The sequence below is a fragment of the Ancylobacter sp. VNQ12 genome (genome assembly GCF_049445835.1).
In the GTDB taxonomy this organism is placed as follows: Bacteria; Pseudomonadota; Alphaproteobacteria; order Rhizobiales; family Xanthobacteraceae; genus Ancylobacter.
In genome coordinates this window covers 97,157-113,826 of sequence record NZ_JBMSDU010000010.1, presented here as the reverse complement: position 1 = coordinate 113,826, position 16,670 = coordinate 97,157, and the positions used below count along the sequence as shown (strand labels likewise).

The 16,670-nt window shown below is 67.4% G+C and carries 16 protein-coding genes; 15 read left to right on the top strand and 1 reads right to left on the bottom strand.

Annotated elements, in window-relative coordinates; genetic code table 11:
- The first annotated feature begins 47 nt into the window (after positions 1-47).
- The 10 genes from ACO2RV_RS14925 (at position 48) to ACO2RV_RS14880 (ending at position 10,069) form a co-directional block, all read left to right on the top strand.
- Positions 48-1,040, top strand: a complete 993-nt coding sequence (locus tag ACO2RV_RS14925) for a sugar-binding transcriptional regulator (RefSeq protein WP_423294301.1) — start codon at positions 48-50, stop codon at positions 1,038-1,040.
- A gap of 174 nt (positions 1,041-1,214) precedes the next feature.
- The gene (locus ACO2RV_RS14920) at positions 1,215-2,381 is read left to right on the top strand and encodes a transporter substrate-binding domain-containing protein (RefSeq protein ID WP_423294299.1); all 1,167 of its coding nucleotides are present in this window, start codon (positions 1,215-1,217) and stop codon (positions 2,379-2,381) included.
- 39 nt (positions 2,382-2,420) lie between these two features.
- Positions 2,421-3,029, top strand: a complete 609-nt coding sequence (locus ACO2RV_RS14915; protein ID WP_423294297.1) for an ANTAR domain-containing response regulator — start codon at positions 2,421-2,423, stop codon at positions 3,027-3,029.
- A 268-nt stretch (positions 3,030-3,297) separates the two neighbouring features.
- Positions 3,298-4,128: a nitrilase family protein gene (locus tag ACO2RV_RS14910; protein WP_423294381.1), complete on the top strand. Its 831-nt coding sequence runs from the start codon at positions 3,298-3,300 to the stop codon at positions 4,126-4,128.
- A gap of 69 nt (positions 4,129-4,197) precedes the next feature.
- Positions 4,198-5,334 (top strand): substrate-binding protein, encoded by a 1,137-nt coding sequence (locus ACO2RV_RS14905; RefSeq protein WP_423294379.1) that lies wholly within the window; start codon positions 4,198-4,200, stop codon positions 5,332-5,334.
- 82 nt (positions 5,335-5,416) lie between these two features.
- Complete coding sequence (locus ACO2RV_RS14900; RefSeq protein WP_423294295.1) at positions 5,417-6,253, top strand: branched-chain amino acid ABC transporter permease; 837 nt, start codon at positions 5,417-5,419, stop codon at positions 6,251-6,253.
- The gene (locus tag ACO2RV_RS14895) at positions 6,246-8,075 is read left to right on the top strand and encodes an ABC transporter permease subunit (protein ID WP_423294293.1); all 1,830 of its coding nucleotides are present in this window, start codon (positions 6,246-6,248) and stop codon (positions 8,073-8,075) included. Before ACO2RV_RS14900 ends, ACO2RV_RS14895 begins: the two co-directional genes overlap by 8 nt.
- A complete protein-coding gene (locus ACO2RV_RS14890; protein WP_423294291.1) occupies positions 8,072-8,770 on the top strand; it encodes an ABC transporter ATP-binding protein in 699 nt (232 codons plus the stop codon). The genes ACO2RV_RS14895 and ACO2RV_RS14890 overlap by 4 nt, the downstream gene beginning before the upstream one ends.
- Before the next feature lie 15 nt (positions 8,771-8,785).
- The gene (locus ACO2RV_RS14885; RefSeq protein WP_423294289.1) at positions 8,786-9,517 is read left to right on the top strand and encodes a DUF1028 domain-containing protein; all 732 of its coding nucleotides are present in this window, start codon (positions 8,786-8,788) and stop codon (positions 9,515-9,517) included.
- A gap of 204 nt (positions 9,518-9,721) precedes the next feature.
- Complete coding sequence (locus tag ACO2RV_RS14880) at positions 9,722-10,069, top strand: hypothetical protein (RefSeq protein ID WP_423294287.1); 348 nt, start codon at positions 9,722-9,724, stop codon at positions 10,067-10,069.
- Positions 10,070-10,312: 243 nt separating this feature from the next.
- Here the strand turns inward: ACO2RV_RS14880 and ACO2RV_RS14875 are convergent, their stop codons facing one another.
- Positions 10,313-11,140 (bottom strand): helix-turn-helix transcriptional regulator, encoded by an 828-nt coding sequence (locus ACO2RV_RS14875; RefSeq protein WP_423294377.1) that lies wholly within the window; start codon positions 11,138-11,140, stop codon positions 10,313-10,315.
- Positions 11,141-11,227: 87 nt separating this feature from the next.
- On the opposite strand from ACO2RV_RS14875, the gene ACO2RV_RS14870 reads away from it, so the two are divergent.
- The 5 genes from ACO2RV_RS14870 (at position 11,228) to ACO2RV_RS14850 (ending at position 16,631) form a co-directional block, all read left to right on the top strand.
- Positions 11,228-12,133 carry an SDR family oxidoreductase gene (locus ACO2RV_RS14870; protein WP_423294285.1) on the top strand — a complete coding sequence of 302 codons (906 nt, stop codon included), beginning with the start codon at positions 11,228-11,230 and terminating at the stop codon, positions 12,131-12,133.
- Positions 12,134-12,411: 278 nt separating this feature from the next.
- Complete coding sequence (locus ACO2RV_RS14865) at positions 12,412-12,870, top strand: (2Fe-2S)-binding protein (protein WP_423294284.1); 459 nt, start codon at positions 12,412-12,414, stop codon at positions 12,868-12,870.
- 11 nt (positions 12,871-12,881) lie between these two features.
- The gene (locus ACO2RV_RS14860) at positions 12,882-15,074 is read left to right on the top strand and encodes a molybdopterin cofactor-binding domain-containing protein (protein ID WP_423294282.1); all 2,193 of its coding nucleotides are present in this window, start codon (positions 12,882-12,884) and stop codon (positions 15,072-15,074) included.
- The gene (locus tag ACO2RV_RS14855; RefSeq protein WP_423294280.1) at positions 15,074-15,379 is read left to right on the top strand and encodes a c-type cytochrome; all 306 of its coding nucleotides are present in this window, start codon (positions 15,074-15,076) and stop codon (positions 15,377-15,379) included. The genes ACO2RV_RS14860 and ACO2RV_RS14855 overlap by 1 nt, the downstream gene beginning before the upstream one ends.
- A 4-nt stretch (positions 15,380-15,383) precedes the next feature.
- Positions 15,384-16,631, top strand: coding sequence for an FCSD flavin-binding domain-containing protein (locus ACO2RV_RS14850; RefSeq protein ID WP_423294278.1), 1,248 nt, complete (start codon positions 15,384-15,386; stop codon positions 16,629-16,631).
- The last annotated feature ends 39 nt before the right edge of the window (positions 16,632-16,670 follow it).

Genomic DNA, 16,670 nt, shown 5'->3' with positions numbered 1-16,670 from the left:
CCGCCACCCGCCGGGGCAGGCGGCGCGCGGCGAATGAGGGGGCATGCATGGGCGAGCCACATGAGACACAGCCGCGCCGTCCGCGGCGCCAGCCCGCCGTGCCGGCGGAGTTCGGCCTCGATCCGGTCCTGTGGGCAGCGTGGCTCTATTATGAGGAGGGCCTCAAACAGGACGACATCGCCGAGAAGCTCGGCGTGTCGCGCGCCTCCGTCTTCAACCTGCTCCAGCGCGCACGCGACGAAGGGGTGGTCAACATCAAGATCGATCCCGCACGCATGGAGCGGATCAGCCTGGCCCGCGACATCGAGGCCGCTACCGGCATCGACGAGTGCTTCATCATTCCCGACGAGGGCGCGAACGAGCCGCTGCACGACCGGATCGGCCGTTTCGGCGCGCGGCTCCTCGAGCAGCGGCTGACCGGCGAGGACGTGCTGGGCGTCGCCTGGGGCCGTACCGTCATGTCGCTGTCGAAGGCGCTGGCGCCGCTGCACCTGCCCGGCGCGTCCATCGCGCAGGTCACGGGCAGCTCGATCGCCACCTACGATTTCTCGCCCGAGCTGTGCACCTCGAACATCGCCATCCGGGTCGGCGGACGCTGCATCAACCTGCACGCCCCCGGCATCGTCTCCAGCGCGAAGATGAAGCAGCTCCTGATGGAGGAGCCGATCATCGAGCAGCATTTCAAGCTTCTGCGCACCTGCACCAGGACGCTGTTCGGCGTCACCCATGTCGGCAGCGAGACCCTGCTCAAGGACAGCGGCTTCATGTCCGAACCGATCCTCGCCGAATATCAGCGCCGCGGGGCCATCGGTTTCGTTTCGGGCTATTTCTTCGACAAGCAGGGCAACCCGGTGCTGACGGAGATCGACGCCCGTCACATCGTCATGCCGCTCGAGGACTTCCTGAAGGTGCCGGAGCGCATCTGCATCGGCGGCGGAGTGGAGAAGGTCGAGGCGATCTCCGGCATGCTGAAGGGCGGCTACGCCAACATCCTCGTGACCGACGCCGCCACCGCGAGCAGGGTTCTGAAGCTGTATTGAACGACGCGGCTCGGCAAGGCCGCCGGGATACGCTGGCCCGAGAGCCATTTTCCTCCGACGCGTCGTGCTCTTGCCATCTCCGCAGGCGCGCGCCAAAAACCGGCGGGATAGGTCTCGCGCGCGGCCTCGGCCCCACGTTCCTACGTGGAGGCGTCGACCCGTACCTCGCACAGGATGGACGGCACAGTGGACAATCTCGCCAGTATCGATACGGGCTCAGGGCCGGCAAGCGCCTGGCGGGTCGGCGTGCTGTTTTCCCGCAAGGGCCACATGCGCGAGCCGGAGACCGAGCATTTCCGCGGGACCGCCCTTGCCATCGAGGAGATCAACCTCGCCGGCGGCGTTCTGGGCCGGCCGATCGAGCCGGTCTGCTACGACCCTGAATCGACGCCGGAGCTCTACCGCCGCTATGCCGAGCGGCTCCTCACCGAGGACAATATCAGCACCATCTTCGGCTGCTGCACCTCCTCCTGCCGCAAGGCCATCCTCGCCACGGTGGAGCGGCGCAACGCGCTTCTCTGGTATCCCTCGCTGTATGAGGGCTTCGAATACTCGCCGAACGTGATCTACACAGGCGCGGCGCCGAACCAGAACAGCCTGCAACTCGCCCGGCACCTGCTCGCCAATTACGGGCCGCGCTTCTATCTCGTCGGCTCGGACTACATCTATCCGCGCGAGTCGAACCGCATCATGCGCGATCTCGTCTCGCATGAGGGCGGCGAGGTGGTGGCGGAGACCTATGTTTCCGAGCAGCCCCACCAGGACCAGCTGCGCCGCGTGGTGGAAGACATCCGCCGCCGCGCGCCCTCCGTCGTGTTCTCCACCGTGGTGGGCCAGGGCGGCCAGGCGCTGTACCGCATCTTCCGGGAAGCCGGGCTCGATCCGCGCAGCATGCCGATCGCCAGCCTGACCATGGCCGAAGGCGAGATCCGCGCCATCGGGCCGGAGCTGTGCGTCGGCCATATCACCTCCGCGCCGTATTTCTCCACGGTCGACACGCCCGCCAATCGCCGCTTCGTCGGCGCCTATCGCAGCCGCTTCGGTGCCGACGCGGCGGTGACGATGTATGCCGAGGCGGCCTATTTCCAGATCCATCTCTTCGCGGACGCCCTCGCCCGTGCGAAATCGCTCGATACGCAGCGTCTCGTCGACGCCGTGCTCGGAACCGAGTTCGACGCACCGCAGGGCCGCATCCGGGTCGACCCGGACAATAATCACACCTATCTGCTGCCGCGCATCGGCATGGTGAACGAGCACGGCGATTTCGACATCGTCTGGCAGGCCCGCGCGCCGGTGAAGCCGGACCCCTATCTCGTCGACCACATTTACGACCATGCGTGAGCGGGCACAGCGGCGGGAAGCCGCGCCGGGACGGGCGGCATGAGCGCGCTCATCCAGAATCTGCGCAACATGCGCGTCGCCGTGGTCCATCCGCGCGACCAGGATGGCGACGATCTGGTCCGCCAGCTCCAGCGCATCGGCTGCCAGGTGCAGGTGGTGTGGCCACCGCCGGCGCAGCTGCCCCTTCCGCTCGACGCGGTGTTCTTCCTGCTCGACCGCGACACCCGAAGCTCGATGCCATGGCGCATGAGCGACCTGCAGGTCGCTCACATCGCCATTGTCGATTACGAAAACCCGACCGTGCTGAAGGCGCTGCTCGATTCCAGCGCGCATGGCGTGCTGGTGCGGCCGATCCGCGCCTCCGGCGTGCTCGCCAATCTGGTGCTGGCGCTGTCGCAGCGCGGCTATGAGGGGCGGTTGCTGGCCAAGATCGCCAAGCTGGAGGACACGCTGCGCACCCGGCGCGAGGTGGAGAAGGCCACACGCCTGCTGATGAGCCTGCGCAGCCTGACCGAGGACGAGGCGTACCAGTTCATTCGCAAGCAGGCGACCGCCAAGCGCGTGCCGATCGGCACCATGGCGGCCTCGATCATCAACGCCCATGCGATGCTGATCGAGCTGGGGCGCGAGAACCCGTCCGACGACTAGCTGAATGCCTATCCTATAGGCAGAAGATGGCGTGCCTTTATCCTCGGCATTTCTGCTTGACTCGCGTGACGGGCTGCGCTTCCATCACCTCCAGCGCTACGTGAGCGCGGCGGCAGCGTTGCCGCTCTACATCCAGGCTATGCAGCCCTCGATGGTGCCGGAAGGCACTGCCGGGGGCTTTTTGTTTTCACGCCGCGGGGCGCCGCGGCGATCGCAGAGGTGTGCCCTTATGCCGAGTTCGAGTCTTGTCCGCGTGGCCTGCATCCAGATGGAGCCGCGCTTTGGCGACACGAGCGCCAATGTCGAGCACTCGCTCGACCTCATCGGCAGGGCCGCCGACGCGGGAGCCACCTTGCTCGTCCTGCCGGAACTCGCCAACACCGGCTATGTCTTCGAGACCCGCGAGGAGGCTTTCGCCCTCGCCGAGACCGTTCCCGATGGGCCGAGTTGCGCGGCCTGGGCGAAGATCGCCGCCGCGCGCGGGCTGCACATCGTCGCCGGCATCACCGAGCGGGAGGGCACCTCGCTCTACAACAGCGCGGTGGTGATCGGCCCCGAGGGCCATGTCGGCACCTATCGGAAGATGCATCTGTGGGGCAACGAGAACCTGTTCTTCGAGCCCGGCAATAACGGCTTCCCGGTGTTCCACACCGCCATCGGCCGCATCGGCGTCGCCATCTGCTACGACGGGTGGTTCCCCGAGACCTTCCGGCTGCAAGCCCTTCAGGGCGCCGACATCGTCTGCGTGCCGACCAACTGGGTGCCGATTCCCGGCCAGGCCGAAGGCCGCGAGGCCATGGCCAACATTCTCGCCATGGCCGCCGCCCATTCCAATTCGCTCTACATCGCCTGTGCCGATCGCATCGGCACGGAGCGCGGCCAGCCTTTCGAGGGCCAGAGCGTCATCGTCAGCTACACCGGCTGGCCCGTGGCCGGCCCGGCGAGCCGCAGCGGCGAAGAGATCGTCAGCGCCGAGATCGACCTCGGCGCCGCCCGCCGCGCCCGCAACTGGAACGACTTCAACCAGGTGCTCCGCGACCGGCGCACCGACGTCTACGCCGAGATGCTCGGCTCCGACATCGCTCGGGGCTGGTACTGACGCCCACTCCCCACCGCAGAACACCAACATAACCTTCCGGAGAAAGCCATGTCCCGTACCTCCCTGCTGATGGCCGGCGTGTTCGCCGCCGGTCTTCTCGCCGGCCCGGCATTCGCCGCCGGCGACACCATCACGATCGGCATCCCCGTCGGCCTGTCGGGCGCCAATTCGGTCGTTGCTCCCTCGGTCGTCCAGTCGGCGGAACTCGCCGTCGAGGAGATCAACGCCAAGGGCGGCATCCTCGGCAAGAAGGTCGTGCTGGAAGTCGCCGATGACGCCTCCGGCGCGGCGGGCGCGCAGAAGGCCTTCGACTCACTGATCTTTCAGAAGAAGGTCGATGTCCTGATTTCCATGGAGACGTCCGCGGCACGCAATGCGGGTCTGCCGATCGTCAATCGCGGCAAGACGCCCTACATCTACACCTCGTTCTACGAGGGCCGGTCCTGCAGCCCGTATATGTATGTGAACGCCTGGGTGCCGGACCAGCAGGTCGCCCCCATCGTCGACTTCTTCAACAAGGAAGGCGCCAAGACCTATTTCCTGATCGGCTCCGACTACGCCTTCGGCCGCGGCATGCTGGCCTTCACCAAGGCGTATATCGAGAAGACCGGCGGCAAGATCGTCGGCGACGAATACGCGCCGATGGACGCCACCGACTGGACCGCCATCCTTTCCAAGGTGAAAGCCGCCAACCCGGACGCCATCATCACCTCCACGGCGGGCGGCGCGCCGAACGTGACGCTGACCAAGCAGCTGCGCGCGGCGGGCATCAAGTCGCTCTACGGCAATCTCGCCGTCGACGAGGGCACCGCCAAGAGCATGGGGCCGGATGCCGAGGGCATCTACATCGCCGGTTCCTACTTCACCAATATCGATACTCCGGCCAACAAGGCCTTCCTCGCCGCGATGGAAAAGAAGTTCGGCAAGGACCTGAAGACCCCGAATGACCTCTCCGTGCCGGAATATGAGGCCGTCTACGCCTACAAGGCGGCGGTGGAGAAGGCGGGCACGACCGACGCCGCCAAGGTGATCCCGGCGCTGGCCGAGGTGGCGGTGGCCGGCCCGCGCGGCACCATCGTGATGAACAAGCAGCGCCACGCGCCGCTGACCATGTATCTCGGCCAGGTGAAGGGCGACGGATCGGTCGCGATCATCTCGACGTTCAAGGACGTCGATCCCGGCGAGCAGTGCCCGAAGCTGAAGTGAGCCGAGGCTCCATTCCCCGCCATCCCCGGTCTCCGGGGATGGCAGGCCTTCGACGGCCTGCCTTCGAGACAAGGACTTCCGCATGATCGGCCAGACGCTGGACATCGTGACGACCGCCGCGATCCTCTACGTGGTGGCGACCGGACTGCTGCTCGTGTTCGGCGTCATGAAGATCATCAACTTCGCCCATGGTGGGCTGATGACGCTTGGCGGCTATGCCGCGCTCGTCACCACGCAGGCCGGGCTCAACCCCTGGCTCGCCATCCCCGTCGCCGCGCTGTTCGGCGGCGTCGCGGGCATGGCCATCGAACGCTTCGTGGTGCGCCCGCTCTATTCCCGTCCGCTCGACGCCATCCTCGCCACCTGGGGCCTGTCGATCATCATCGGCCAGCTCATTACGATCCTGTTCGGCCGCGGCGTGCAGTTCACCCAGTCGCCGCTGAGCGGCACGCTTGATCTGCTCGGCGAGAGCTATTCCGCCTACCGCCTCGCCCTTGTCGGCATCGCCGCCGCGCTCGGCATCGCTCTCACCGCCCTGCTGCAGGGCACGCGGCTGGGGCTGGAGACGCGCGCGGTGATCATGAACGAGGACCTCGCCCGCGGCCTCGGCATCAATAGCGGGCTGGTGCGCTTCCTCACCTTCACCCTCGGCTCGGCGCTGGCCGGCATCGCCGGCGCGCTGATCACCCCGCTCTCTAGCGTCGATCCGCAGATGGGCGTGCCGTGGCTCGTCAACGCCTTCATGCTGGTGCTGGTCTCCGGCGCCTCGCTGGTCAGCCTTCTCTTCGCCTGTCTGGTGCTCGGCGGGGCGCAGGTGCTGGTCGCCACCCATTTCAGCCCGGTGCTCGGTGGCCTCACCATCGCGGTGCTCGCCGCCGTCATCCTGCGCATCCGGCCGAAGGGGTTCGCCCGTGACTGAAGCGCGCCGCCTCTCCCTCATCCTCGCCGTCGCCCTTCTGGCGCTGGCGGCGATCTTCGTCGGCCCTTACGTTCTCGACACCTATTCCGTGAACGTCCTCACCCGCTCGCTGCTCTATGCGGCGGTGGCGCTCACCGTGGATCTCCTATGGGGCTTCCTCGGTATCCTCACCTTCGGTCAATCGGTGTTCTTCGCCTGCGGCGCCTATGCTGCCGGCCTCGTCTTCACCCATATGGACTTCACGCCGCCCAATGCGCTGCTGGCGCTGGGCCTCGGCGTCGGCGGCGCCCTGCTGGTCGCGGCGATCATCGGCTGGCTGGCCTTCTGGCACGGCGCCTCGGCGCTCTACGCCTCGGTGATCACGCTGGTGCTGCCCATCGTGGCGACACAGCTGCTCTATTCCGGCGGCACCTTCACCGGCTCGTCGAGCGGCCTGTCCGGCTTCATGAGCTTCGACCTGTCGATGGAAGCCTGGTTCTGGCTGGCGGGGTCGTTCCTCGTCGTGGTCACGACGTTCGCCTATATCTTCGTCAAGAGCGACGCCGGCCGGCTGCTGGTCGCGGTGCGCGAGAACGAGCAGCGCTGCAAATATCTCGGCCTCGACACCTCGCGGCTGAAAATCCTCGTCTACCTCGCCTGCGCCGCCATCGGCGCGGTGGCCGGCTATATCTATGCCGGCTACGCCATGGTCGTGGCGCCGGAACTCGCCGGCTTCGTCTTCGGCACCGAGCTCGTCATCTGGACCGCGCTGGGCGGGCGCGGCACGCTGCTCGGGCCGGTGTTCGGCGCACTGATCGTGGACTATGAGAGCGCCCAGCTCGCCGGCGACTATCCGTTCATCTGGCAGCTCATCATCGGCGTGCTGTTCGCGCTGGTGATCGTCGCCTTCCCGCGCGGCCTGCTGCCGGTGGTATTCGACCTGCCGCGCAACCTCCTCGGCCTGCTGCGTCCCCGCCGGGCCGCTCCGACGGCGGCCGTGACGCTCTCGACGCTCGACCCCGCCGAGTCCCAGGGGGTCGAGCCCGGCGATGGTCCGGCATTGGCAGTGGCCGGCGTCGCCAAGCGCTTCGGCAGCCTCACCGTGCTGGAGGCGATCGATTTCGAGGCCCGCGCCGGCGAACTCGTCAGCCTCGTCGGCCCCAACGGTGCCGGCAAGACCACGCTGATGCGCTGCATCGCCGACGGCGCCGAGCGCTCGGCCGGCAGCATCGTCGTCAATGGCTACGACATCGGCCGCAAGCCGCCGGAAGCGTGCGTCGCGCTCGGCGTGGGCCGCAAGTTCCAGATGGCCAATGTGTTCGAGACGCTCACCGTCGCACAGTGCCTGCAGATCGCCCGCGTGCGCCACGCCCGTCCCTCGCTGTGGCGCCGCGCGAGCCATCTGCCACTGCCGGAGGCGGCGATGCACGTCATTGCCACAACCGGCCTCGACAGGCAGCTTGCCACCCCTGCCCACCTGCTCTCGCACGGCATGAAGCAGGCGCTGGAACTGTCCATGGTGCTGGCGCTGGAGCCGCGGGTGCTGCTGCTCGACGAACCGACCGCCGGCCTCACCAAGACCGAGCGCATGCAGATCGGCGCGATCCTGATCGACCTCACCAGGAAACAGGGCCTGTGCGTGCTGCTGGTGGAGCACGATCTCGATTTCGTCCGCGAGATTTCCTCGCGCGTCATCGTGCTGCATCAGGGGCGCATCGTGCTCGACGGCTCGGTGGAGGAGGTGGTGGCCTCCGAATTGGTCAAGCAGGTCTATGCCGGTTCCGGCCACGCCGGCATCGATCACGAGACAGCGCCATCCACCGCGAAGGAGATGCCGGCATGAACATCCTCGCCGTCGACGCCCTCTCCAGCGGCTATGCCGGCGCGGTGGTGCTGCGCGAGGTAAGCCTTTCCATCGCGCCCGGCGAGATCCTCGCCGTGCTCGGCAAGAACGGCATGGGCAAGTCGACCCTGCTCAAGGCGGTAATGGGTTTCCTGCCGAAGATGACCGGGACGGTGGCCATTGCCGGCAGCGAGGCGACGCGGCTCTCCCCGCACCGGGTGGCCCGCCTCGGCGTCGGCTATGTCGCACAGGAAAAGGCGCTGTTCCAGGACATGACGGTGGAGGAAAATCTGCGCCTCGCCGTGCGGCACCCGGATTTCGAGGCGGCGCTCGCCGAGGTGGAAGCCTCCTTCCCCTTCCTGCTCCAGCGCCTGAAGCAGCGTGCCGGCACGCTGTCGGGCGGCGAGCAGAAGATGCTGCTGATGGCCCGCTCGCTGGCGACCGGGGCCAGGCTTCTCCTCATCGACGAGATCACGGAAGGGCTCCAACCCTCGGTCATCGACCGGCTCGCCGGGGTGATACGCAACGCGCGGGACCGCCACGGCACCACCATGCTGCTGGTCGAGCAGCATCTGCCCTTCGCGCTGGCGGTGGCCGATCGCTGGGCGGTGCTCGACCGCGGCGAGATTGCCGAGACGGGCGCTGCATCCGAGGCCGATGCCCGTGAGCGCGTGCTGAAGCATCTGAGCGTGTGAGACAGGAGACGCCTCGTGACCTTCTCCATCGTCGCCCGCTGCTCGTCCACCGGCCTTCTCGGCGTCGCGGTCGCCACCGCCGTGCCGGCGGTCGGCTCCATGTGCCCGTTCACGCGGGCCAATGTCGGGGCGGTGTCGACCCAGTCCTGGGTGAACCCCTATCTCGCCCTCGGCGCGCTCGACGCCATTGCCGGCGGGATGTCCGCCCGTGCCGCGCTCGACACCGTTCTTGCGGGCGACAGCGCACGGGAGCTGCGCCAGATCGGGCTGGTGAACGCGGCGGGCGAGGCTGCCGCCTTCACCGGTGCGGACTGCACACCCTGGTGCGGGCAGGAGACCGGCGAAGGCTTCGCCGTGCAGGGCAACATGCTGACCGGCCCGGAGGTGATCGCCGCCATGGCGGCGGCCTTCCGCACCAGCATCGGCGCGCCGCTCGACGAGCGGCTGATGCGCGCCATGGAGGGGGGTGACGGTGCGGGCGGCGACCGGCGCGGGCGGCAATCAGCCAGCCTGCGCCTTCAGGGCCCCGAGGATTATCCCGCGCTCGACCTCCGGGTCGACGAGCATCCGCACCCCGTCGAGGAGCTGCGCCGCGTATTGACCATCGCGCGGCTGCAACTCATGCCCTTCGTCAACGGCATGCCGAAGCGCGACGCACCTGCCGGCCCAGCGTCGGCGAGCGTCACCTCGATGCTGGCGCTCTCTCCTCCGCAGCGGCCCGGCGGGGGTGGAAGCGGACCAGTCTGAACGGCAGGCGGCGCCATATTGTAACAGTTCGTACGCGCAGCGGGCGGCGGCGACAGGTCACGACAAAGTTGGCGCCCCACTGCGCAAACTGCGCGACAAATGCCCGCTAACCTTCCCTCCGCATCAGTCGAGGCGGCGTGGTCCCACGCCCGCGACGCCCCAGGGGCGCTCCGCATCCTCGCAGGGCCTGACGGAAGGAACGTCATGAAAAAGCTTAGCGAAGACCAGCACCCCGACTACGTCCAGCGACGGCTTGAAGGAAGGGGACGGCTCATCGATGTCCTGCTGGTGGAAGGCACACTCTGTGCCGCCGCCATCGGCATGCTCGTGCTGATGCCGGCCGGGGCTTCCGTGCCGCCGCCCGCCGCGCCGCCTGCGGTCCTCACAACGCATCGCGTGTGCACGCCTGCCTTCACGTCGGAAGAACTCGACGACGAGCCCGCGGCGGCAGAGCTCGGCACCTCCCGCCACTTGACGTCGTCCTGTGCCGCGTCGGCGCGCCCCACGCTGCTCGTGCGACAGGACAAGCGGCAACCAGCCTCGTTGGAATGAGGCGGTTGAAACTCAAAATATCCATGCAACTCGGCAAAGCGCTCGTAGAAACTAGAATAAAGACTATCTATAAATATTGACGAATACTCAGATAATACGAGCCATTATCATCATTATAAACATGAACAATTCATATAATTCTCATTGCTGTAACGCCGACCTCTATTATGGCCGCACCAATAACGCCCAGCTGAACGCACCTTCGGACTCGCAACCCGACGCGCGCGAAATGACCGCTTTCCGCTAAACGGACCCGCACAGCCGGTGCATCTTCTCCAGGTCAATACCGTCCGCCGGGACATAGACCATCAGCCTGAGGTCCGGTCGACCATCGACGGCAAAGGACGAGAATTCGAAGGTGATCTCCCCCACCACCGGGTGGCGGATCGTCTTCGCGCCTTCCCCGGTCATCTGCACGGCGTTCTCTTTCCATAGGTGCCTGAAATCGACGCTCTTGGCGGAGAGTTCAGCGACGAGTTCTGCCGCCCGCCCGTCGTCCCCCGCGCGCGCCGTTCCCGCGCGAAAGGTGGCAACCAGAAATCGCGCCACCGGCTCCCAGTCGCGCTGAGCCGCGCGCGTCGCCGGATCGAGAAACATCCGCCGCAATATGTTCCGCTCGCCGGGAGGCAGGGCTTCGTAGTCCGTGAGAGCCAGCCGCGCCGCGCGGTTCCAGCCGACGATGTCCCACATTGCGGTGGCGACGGTCGCCGGGATCATCGGCATGGCATCGAGGAACCGCTGCAGGCGCCCCGAAATGCCTTCGCGCTCGGGAGTACGGGCTTTCGGCGGATGGCCGATGCCGACCAGGAACAGATGCTCCCGCTCCGCCTCGGTCATCATGAGAGCCCTGGCGAGACTGTCGAGCACACGCGGCGAGGGCGCACCCCCGCGCCCCTGTTCGAGCCATGTGTACCACGTGGTGCTGATATGAGCCCGCTGAGCCACTTCCTCGCGCCGGAGACCCGGTGTCCGGCGCCGACCGCCAAAGCCGAGCGCAGCGGCATCGAGCCGTTCCCGGCGATCCTTCAGGAAGGCTCCAAGACGGTTCGCATCGCAGGCGGCATCCAGCATGTTGATCATTATAATAGTATAAACTCACATCTTTAACTGGGTATATTCTGCTCGGCATTCTTCTTCCCGGCAAGAAGGAGAATGGCCATGCGAGTATTTGTGACCGGCGCGACAGGGTTTGTCGGCTCGGCCGTGACAGCGGAACTTCTGGCAAACGGGCATCGGGTTTTAGGATTGGCCCGCTCGGATCGCGGTGCCGACCAGCTCCGGCGGGTAGGCGCGGAAATCCTTCGCGGCGCTCTCGAAGCCCCCGCAACGCTTGAGCAGGGCGCGCGGACCTGCGACGCGATCATCCATACCGGCTTCATCCACGACTTTTCCCGGTTCGCGGAATCTTGCGCAATCGATCGGGCGGCCATCGAGACCCTTGGCGCCGCGATCGAGGGCACGAGCAAACCGCTGATCGTCACATCGGGCCTCGCATCGCTTGACGCCGCCGGGCGCGTCGCGTTGGAGGCCGATGCCGCCCGGCCGCCCTCGCACGCCTATCCCCGGGCGTCGGAGGCCGCGGCACGCGCGCTCGCCGAGCGCGGCATCCATGCAGGCATCATGCGCCTGCCGCCCTCCGTCCATGGCGAGGGCGACCATGGCTTCGTGCCGATGCTGATCGACATGGCGCGGCAGAAGGGTCTGTCGGCCTATATCGGCGAGGGCAGCAATGTCTGGCCGGCGGTGCATGTGAAGGATGCCGCCAGCGCCTTTCGCCTCGCCGTCGAGCACGGCCCCGGCTCCGGCACTTTCCACGCGGTGGCCGAACAGGGCATCGCGTTCCGCGAGATCGCGCAGGCTATCGCGGCCGGGCTCGGCATTCCCTGCGTGTCATTGACCCCGGCGGAGGCGGGCGATCATTTCGGCTGGTTCTCCGGATTTGCCGCCTTGGATCAGGCAGCCTCCAGCCAACAGACCCGAGCCCTTCTGGGGTGGGTCGCCACGGGGCCGGATCTTCTGACCGATATCCGGGAAGCGGGTTACTTCCGGGCGAGCACCGGCTGAAGGCTGGAAGGCAGAAGGGCTCACGCCCCCCCGCGCGCCACGGCACTCCCGGCAGGCGCGCGGGGTCTTCCGGAGTAGGGCTGACCCACTTTGTATCAATTCTTATCTGAATCCTCCCCAGCGACACATCGCGACAATCATGCGCGAGGGCGGCACGCTTCTGCGACACCGCGTGCCTAGCATTTCCCGGTCGACCAACGCCAAGCCGTCCTGTCGCCGGAGCGCTGCTGCCTTCCGGCTCGAGCGGCATGCACCGTTTCTCCAGCCGGGAGTCCATCATGGTCCAGCTCACCGTCAACGGGCAGACGCACGACGTCGAGGCCGAGCCCGATACGCCGCTTCTCTGGGTGCTGCGCGAGCAGATCGGCCTGACCGGCACCAAGTTCGGCTGCGGCATCGCCCAGTGCGGCGCCTGCACGGTCCATATCGACGGCGTGGCGACGCGCTCCTGCGTGATGCCACTTTCCGCTATCGAGGCCAACCAGAAGATCGTCACCATCGAGGGCCTGTCGCCGGATGGCGCGCACCCGGTGCAGAAGGCCTGGCTGGCACTCGACGTTCCCCAATGCGGCTATTGCCAGGCCGGCATGATCATGGCCGTCGCCAGCCTGCTGGAGACCAACCCGACGCCGACCGACGAGGACATCAACGCCGAGATCACCAATATCTGCCGCTGCGGCACCTATAACCGCGTCCGTGCCGCCATCCATATGGCGGCCGACGGCAAGACCGGCTGAGGGAGAGCGTGATGAGCATCAATCAGTCGGTGTCGCGCCGTAATTTCATCGTCGGCTCGGCCGCCACGGTCGGCGGCCTGTCGCTCGGCTTCCATGTACCGTTCGCCATCCCCGCGCTGGCGCAGGACGCGGCCTCCGCATTGCCCCCGGAGATCAATGCCTGGGTCGTGGTCAAGCCCGACGACACGGTCGTCATCCGCATCGCCCGCTCCGAAATGGGCCAGGGCACGCTGACCGGCCTTGCCCAGCTCGTCGCCGAGGAACTGGAATGCGACTGGTCGAAGGTCACCACCGAATATCCCCCGCCGGGCGAAAATCTCAAGCGCAACCGCGTCTGGGGCAGCTACTCGACCGGCGGCAGCCGCGGCATCCGCGATTCCCATGATTATGTCCGCAAGGGCGGCGCCGCCGCACGCCACATGCTCATCGCGGCGGCGGCGGCGGAATGGAACGTGCCAGCCGGCGAATGCGCGGCGGCGAACAGCGTCATCACCCATGGGCCCAGCGGGCGCTCCACCAGCTTCGGCAAGGTGGCGCAAGCCGCCGGCCGCCTGACGCCGCCGAGCGACGTGACGCTGAAGGACCCGAAGGACTGGAAGATCGCCGGCAAGCCGCTTGCACGTCTCGACACGGTCGAGAAGCTCACCGGCCGCCAGGTCTACGGTGCGGACCTCAAGCTGCCGGGCATGCTCAACGCCGCCATCAAGGCCTGCCCCATCTTCGGCGGCACGCTGGCGAGCTTCGATGCCGCGGCCGTCGAGACGATGCCCGGCGTGAAAAAGGCGCTGAAGGTGGACGACACCTCCGTCGCCGTCGTCGCCGACACCTGGTGGCGCGCCAAGACCGCACTGGATGCCCTGCCGATCACCTGGAACGAAGGCCCCAACAAGGACCTGACCAGCGCCGCCATCCGCCAGACGCTGGCGGAGGGACTGGAGGCCGATGAAGCCTTCGTCGGCAACAAACAGGGCGATGCGAAGACCGAGCTTGCCCGGGTCGCTGCCGCCGGCGGCAAGGTCATCACCGCCACCTATGCCTTCCCCTACCAGAACCACGCCACCATGGAGCCGATGAACGCCACGGCACTCTGGACGGCGGAGAAATGCGATGTCTGGGTGCCGACCCAGAACGGCGAAGCCAGCCTCGCCGCGGCCGCCGAGGCCTCCGGGCTGCCGGTCGCCCAGTGCGAGGTCCACAAGATTCATCTGGGCGGCGGCTTCGGTCGGCGCGGCAATTTCCAGGACTATGTCCGCCAGTCCGTCAGCATCGCCCGTCAGATGCCGGGCACCCCGGTCAAGCTGCTGTGGTCGCGCGAGGAGGACATGCTGCACGGCGCCTACCACCCGACCACCCAGGCCAAGCTCACCGGCGCGCTGGATGCGGATGGGAACGTCACGGCACTGCACATGCGCATTTCCGGCCAGTCGATCCTCGCCGCGGTGCGGCCGGAAGGCATGCAGGGAGGGATGGACCCGGTCGTCTTCCAGGGGCTGACGGCAAACCTGCCGGAAGGCCATCTCGCCTACACCGTACCGAACCTGCTGATCGACCACGCCATGCGCAACCCGCCGATTCCCCCCGGCTTCTGGCGCGGCGTGAACCTGAACCAGAACGCCATCTACATGGAGTGCTTCGTCGACGAGCTCGCCCACGCGGCCGGTGCCGAACCGCTCGCCTTCCGCCGCAAGCTGATGGCGAACCATCCCAAGCACCTCGCCGTGCTGGAGGCGGCGGCCAAGGGCATCGGCTGGGAGACACCACCCGCCGCAGGGCGCTTCCGTGGTCTCGCTCAGATCATGGGCTTCGGCTCCTATGTCGCTGCCGCCGCCGAGGTGTCTGTCGAGGATGGCCAGCTCAGGATCCACCGCATCGTCGCCGCCACCGACCCCGGCCATGTGGTCAACCCCGCACAGGTGGAGCGGCAGGTCGAGGGTTCCTTCGTCTACGGCCTCTCCGCCTGCCTCTATGGCGAATGCACGGTCGCGGGCGGCAGGATGGAGCAGGAGAACTTCGATACTTACGAGGTGCTTCGCATGGCGGAAATGCCTGCGGTGGAGACCATCATCCTGCCCTCCGGCGGCTTCTGGGGCGGGGTCGGCGAGCCGACCATCGCGGTCGCGGCGCCGGCGGTGCTCAATGCGCTGTTTGCGGCCACCGGCAAGCGTTATCGCACCCTGCCGCTGAAGAACCACGAGCTTGCCTGATGCGCCTGTTCCATCTCCTGCTGCCGGCGCTGTGGATCGTCGCATCCACAGCGTCGGCGAATGCCGCGCCGCCGCGCGGGGCGGCATCCTGTTCGGGTTGCCATCCGCGCACCGCCAGCACGGGGCCGGTCCCGAGCCTGAACGGCCAGCCCGCCGGGCAGATCGTGTCGCAGATGGCCGCGTTCCGCACGGGCGAGCGCCGCTCGACCGTGATGGCGCGCATCGCCAAGGGGTTCACCGATGAGGAAACGCGCGCCCTCGCCGACTATTTCGCCGCCGGCGGCAACGCTCCCGCTCAGCCGTAGGAGCATGCTGCAGGGGCTGGCTGCCGGCGCGTGCGCCGCGCTTGGCAGTCCGATCGTGCATGCTCAGGCCGCGCCGAAGGTCGTGGTGATCGGCGGCGGCTTTGCCGGCGCCAGCTTCGCCCGTGCCGTAAAGCGGGAAGACCCGCAGGTCGCGGTCGCCCTCGTCGAGCCCAACGCGCACTATACCGCCTGTCCGCTCAGCAACGCAGTCATTGCCGGACTGCGGGACATCAAGGACCAGCATTTCGGCTATGCCGGGATCGAGGCGGACGGCATCGTCCATGTGCCGCAGAAGGCGGTTCGGGTCGAGGCGGAGCAGCGTCGTGTCGTGCTCGCCGACGAAACGCGGCTCGGCTATGACCGCCTCGTCGTCGCGCCGGGCATCGACATGCGTTTCGACGCCATTTCCGGCTACGACGCCGCGGCGGCCGAGCTGATGCCCCACGCCTGGAAGGCGGGCGAGCAGACCCTGCTGCTGCGCCGCCAACTGGAAGCGATGGACGATGGCGGCCTTGTCGTCCTCTCGGTGCCCGCCAACCCATTCCGCTGCCCGCCCGGCCCCTATGAGCGGGCGAGCCTGATGGCGCACTACCTCAAGGCCCACAAGCCGCGTTCGAAAATCCTCATCCTCGACGCCAAGGACGCCTTCTCCAAGCAGCGCCTGTTCGAGGCGGGCTGGGCCGCGCTCTATCCCGGCATGATCGAATGGGTGTCGCTATCCTCCGGCGGGGCGGTGACCGAGGTGGACGCCGGGACCCGGACGCTGCGCACCGAATTCGGCGAGCACCGCGCGGCGGTGGCGAACGTCATCCCGCCGCAGCGCGCCGGCGCCATCGCCGCGATCGCCGGCGTCGCCGACCGTACCGGCTGGTGCCCGATCGACCCGGTCACCTTCGAGTCCCGCCTCGTGCCGAATGTCCACGTCATAGGCGACGCGGCGATTGGCGGCGCCATGCCGAAATCCGCCTTCACCGCCAACGCCCAGGCCAAGGCCTGCGCCAGCGCCGTCATCGAGTTGCTGCGTGGCCGCGCGCCGGGTGAGCCGAAGCTGATCAACACCTGCTACAGCCTGCTGGCGCCCGATTACGGCATTTCGATCACCGGTGTGTACAGCCCAAAGGACGGCCTGCTGGCAGAAGTGGAAGGCGCCGGCGGCACCTCGCCGCTCGACGCTCCGACGGCCGTGCGTACCGAGGAAGCCGCCTTTGGCGAGGCATGGTTCGGCACCCTCACCGCGGAAGCCTTCGGGTGAGGTGCGCGGCGGCGGGCGCATGGGCCGCCCTGGCTCTCG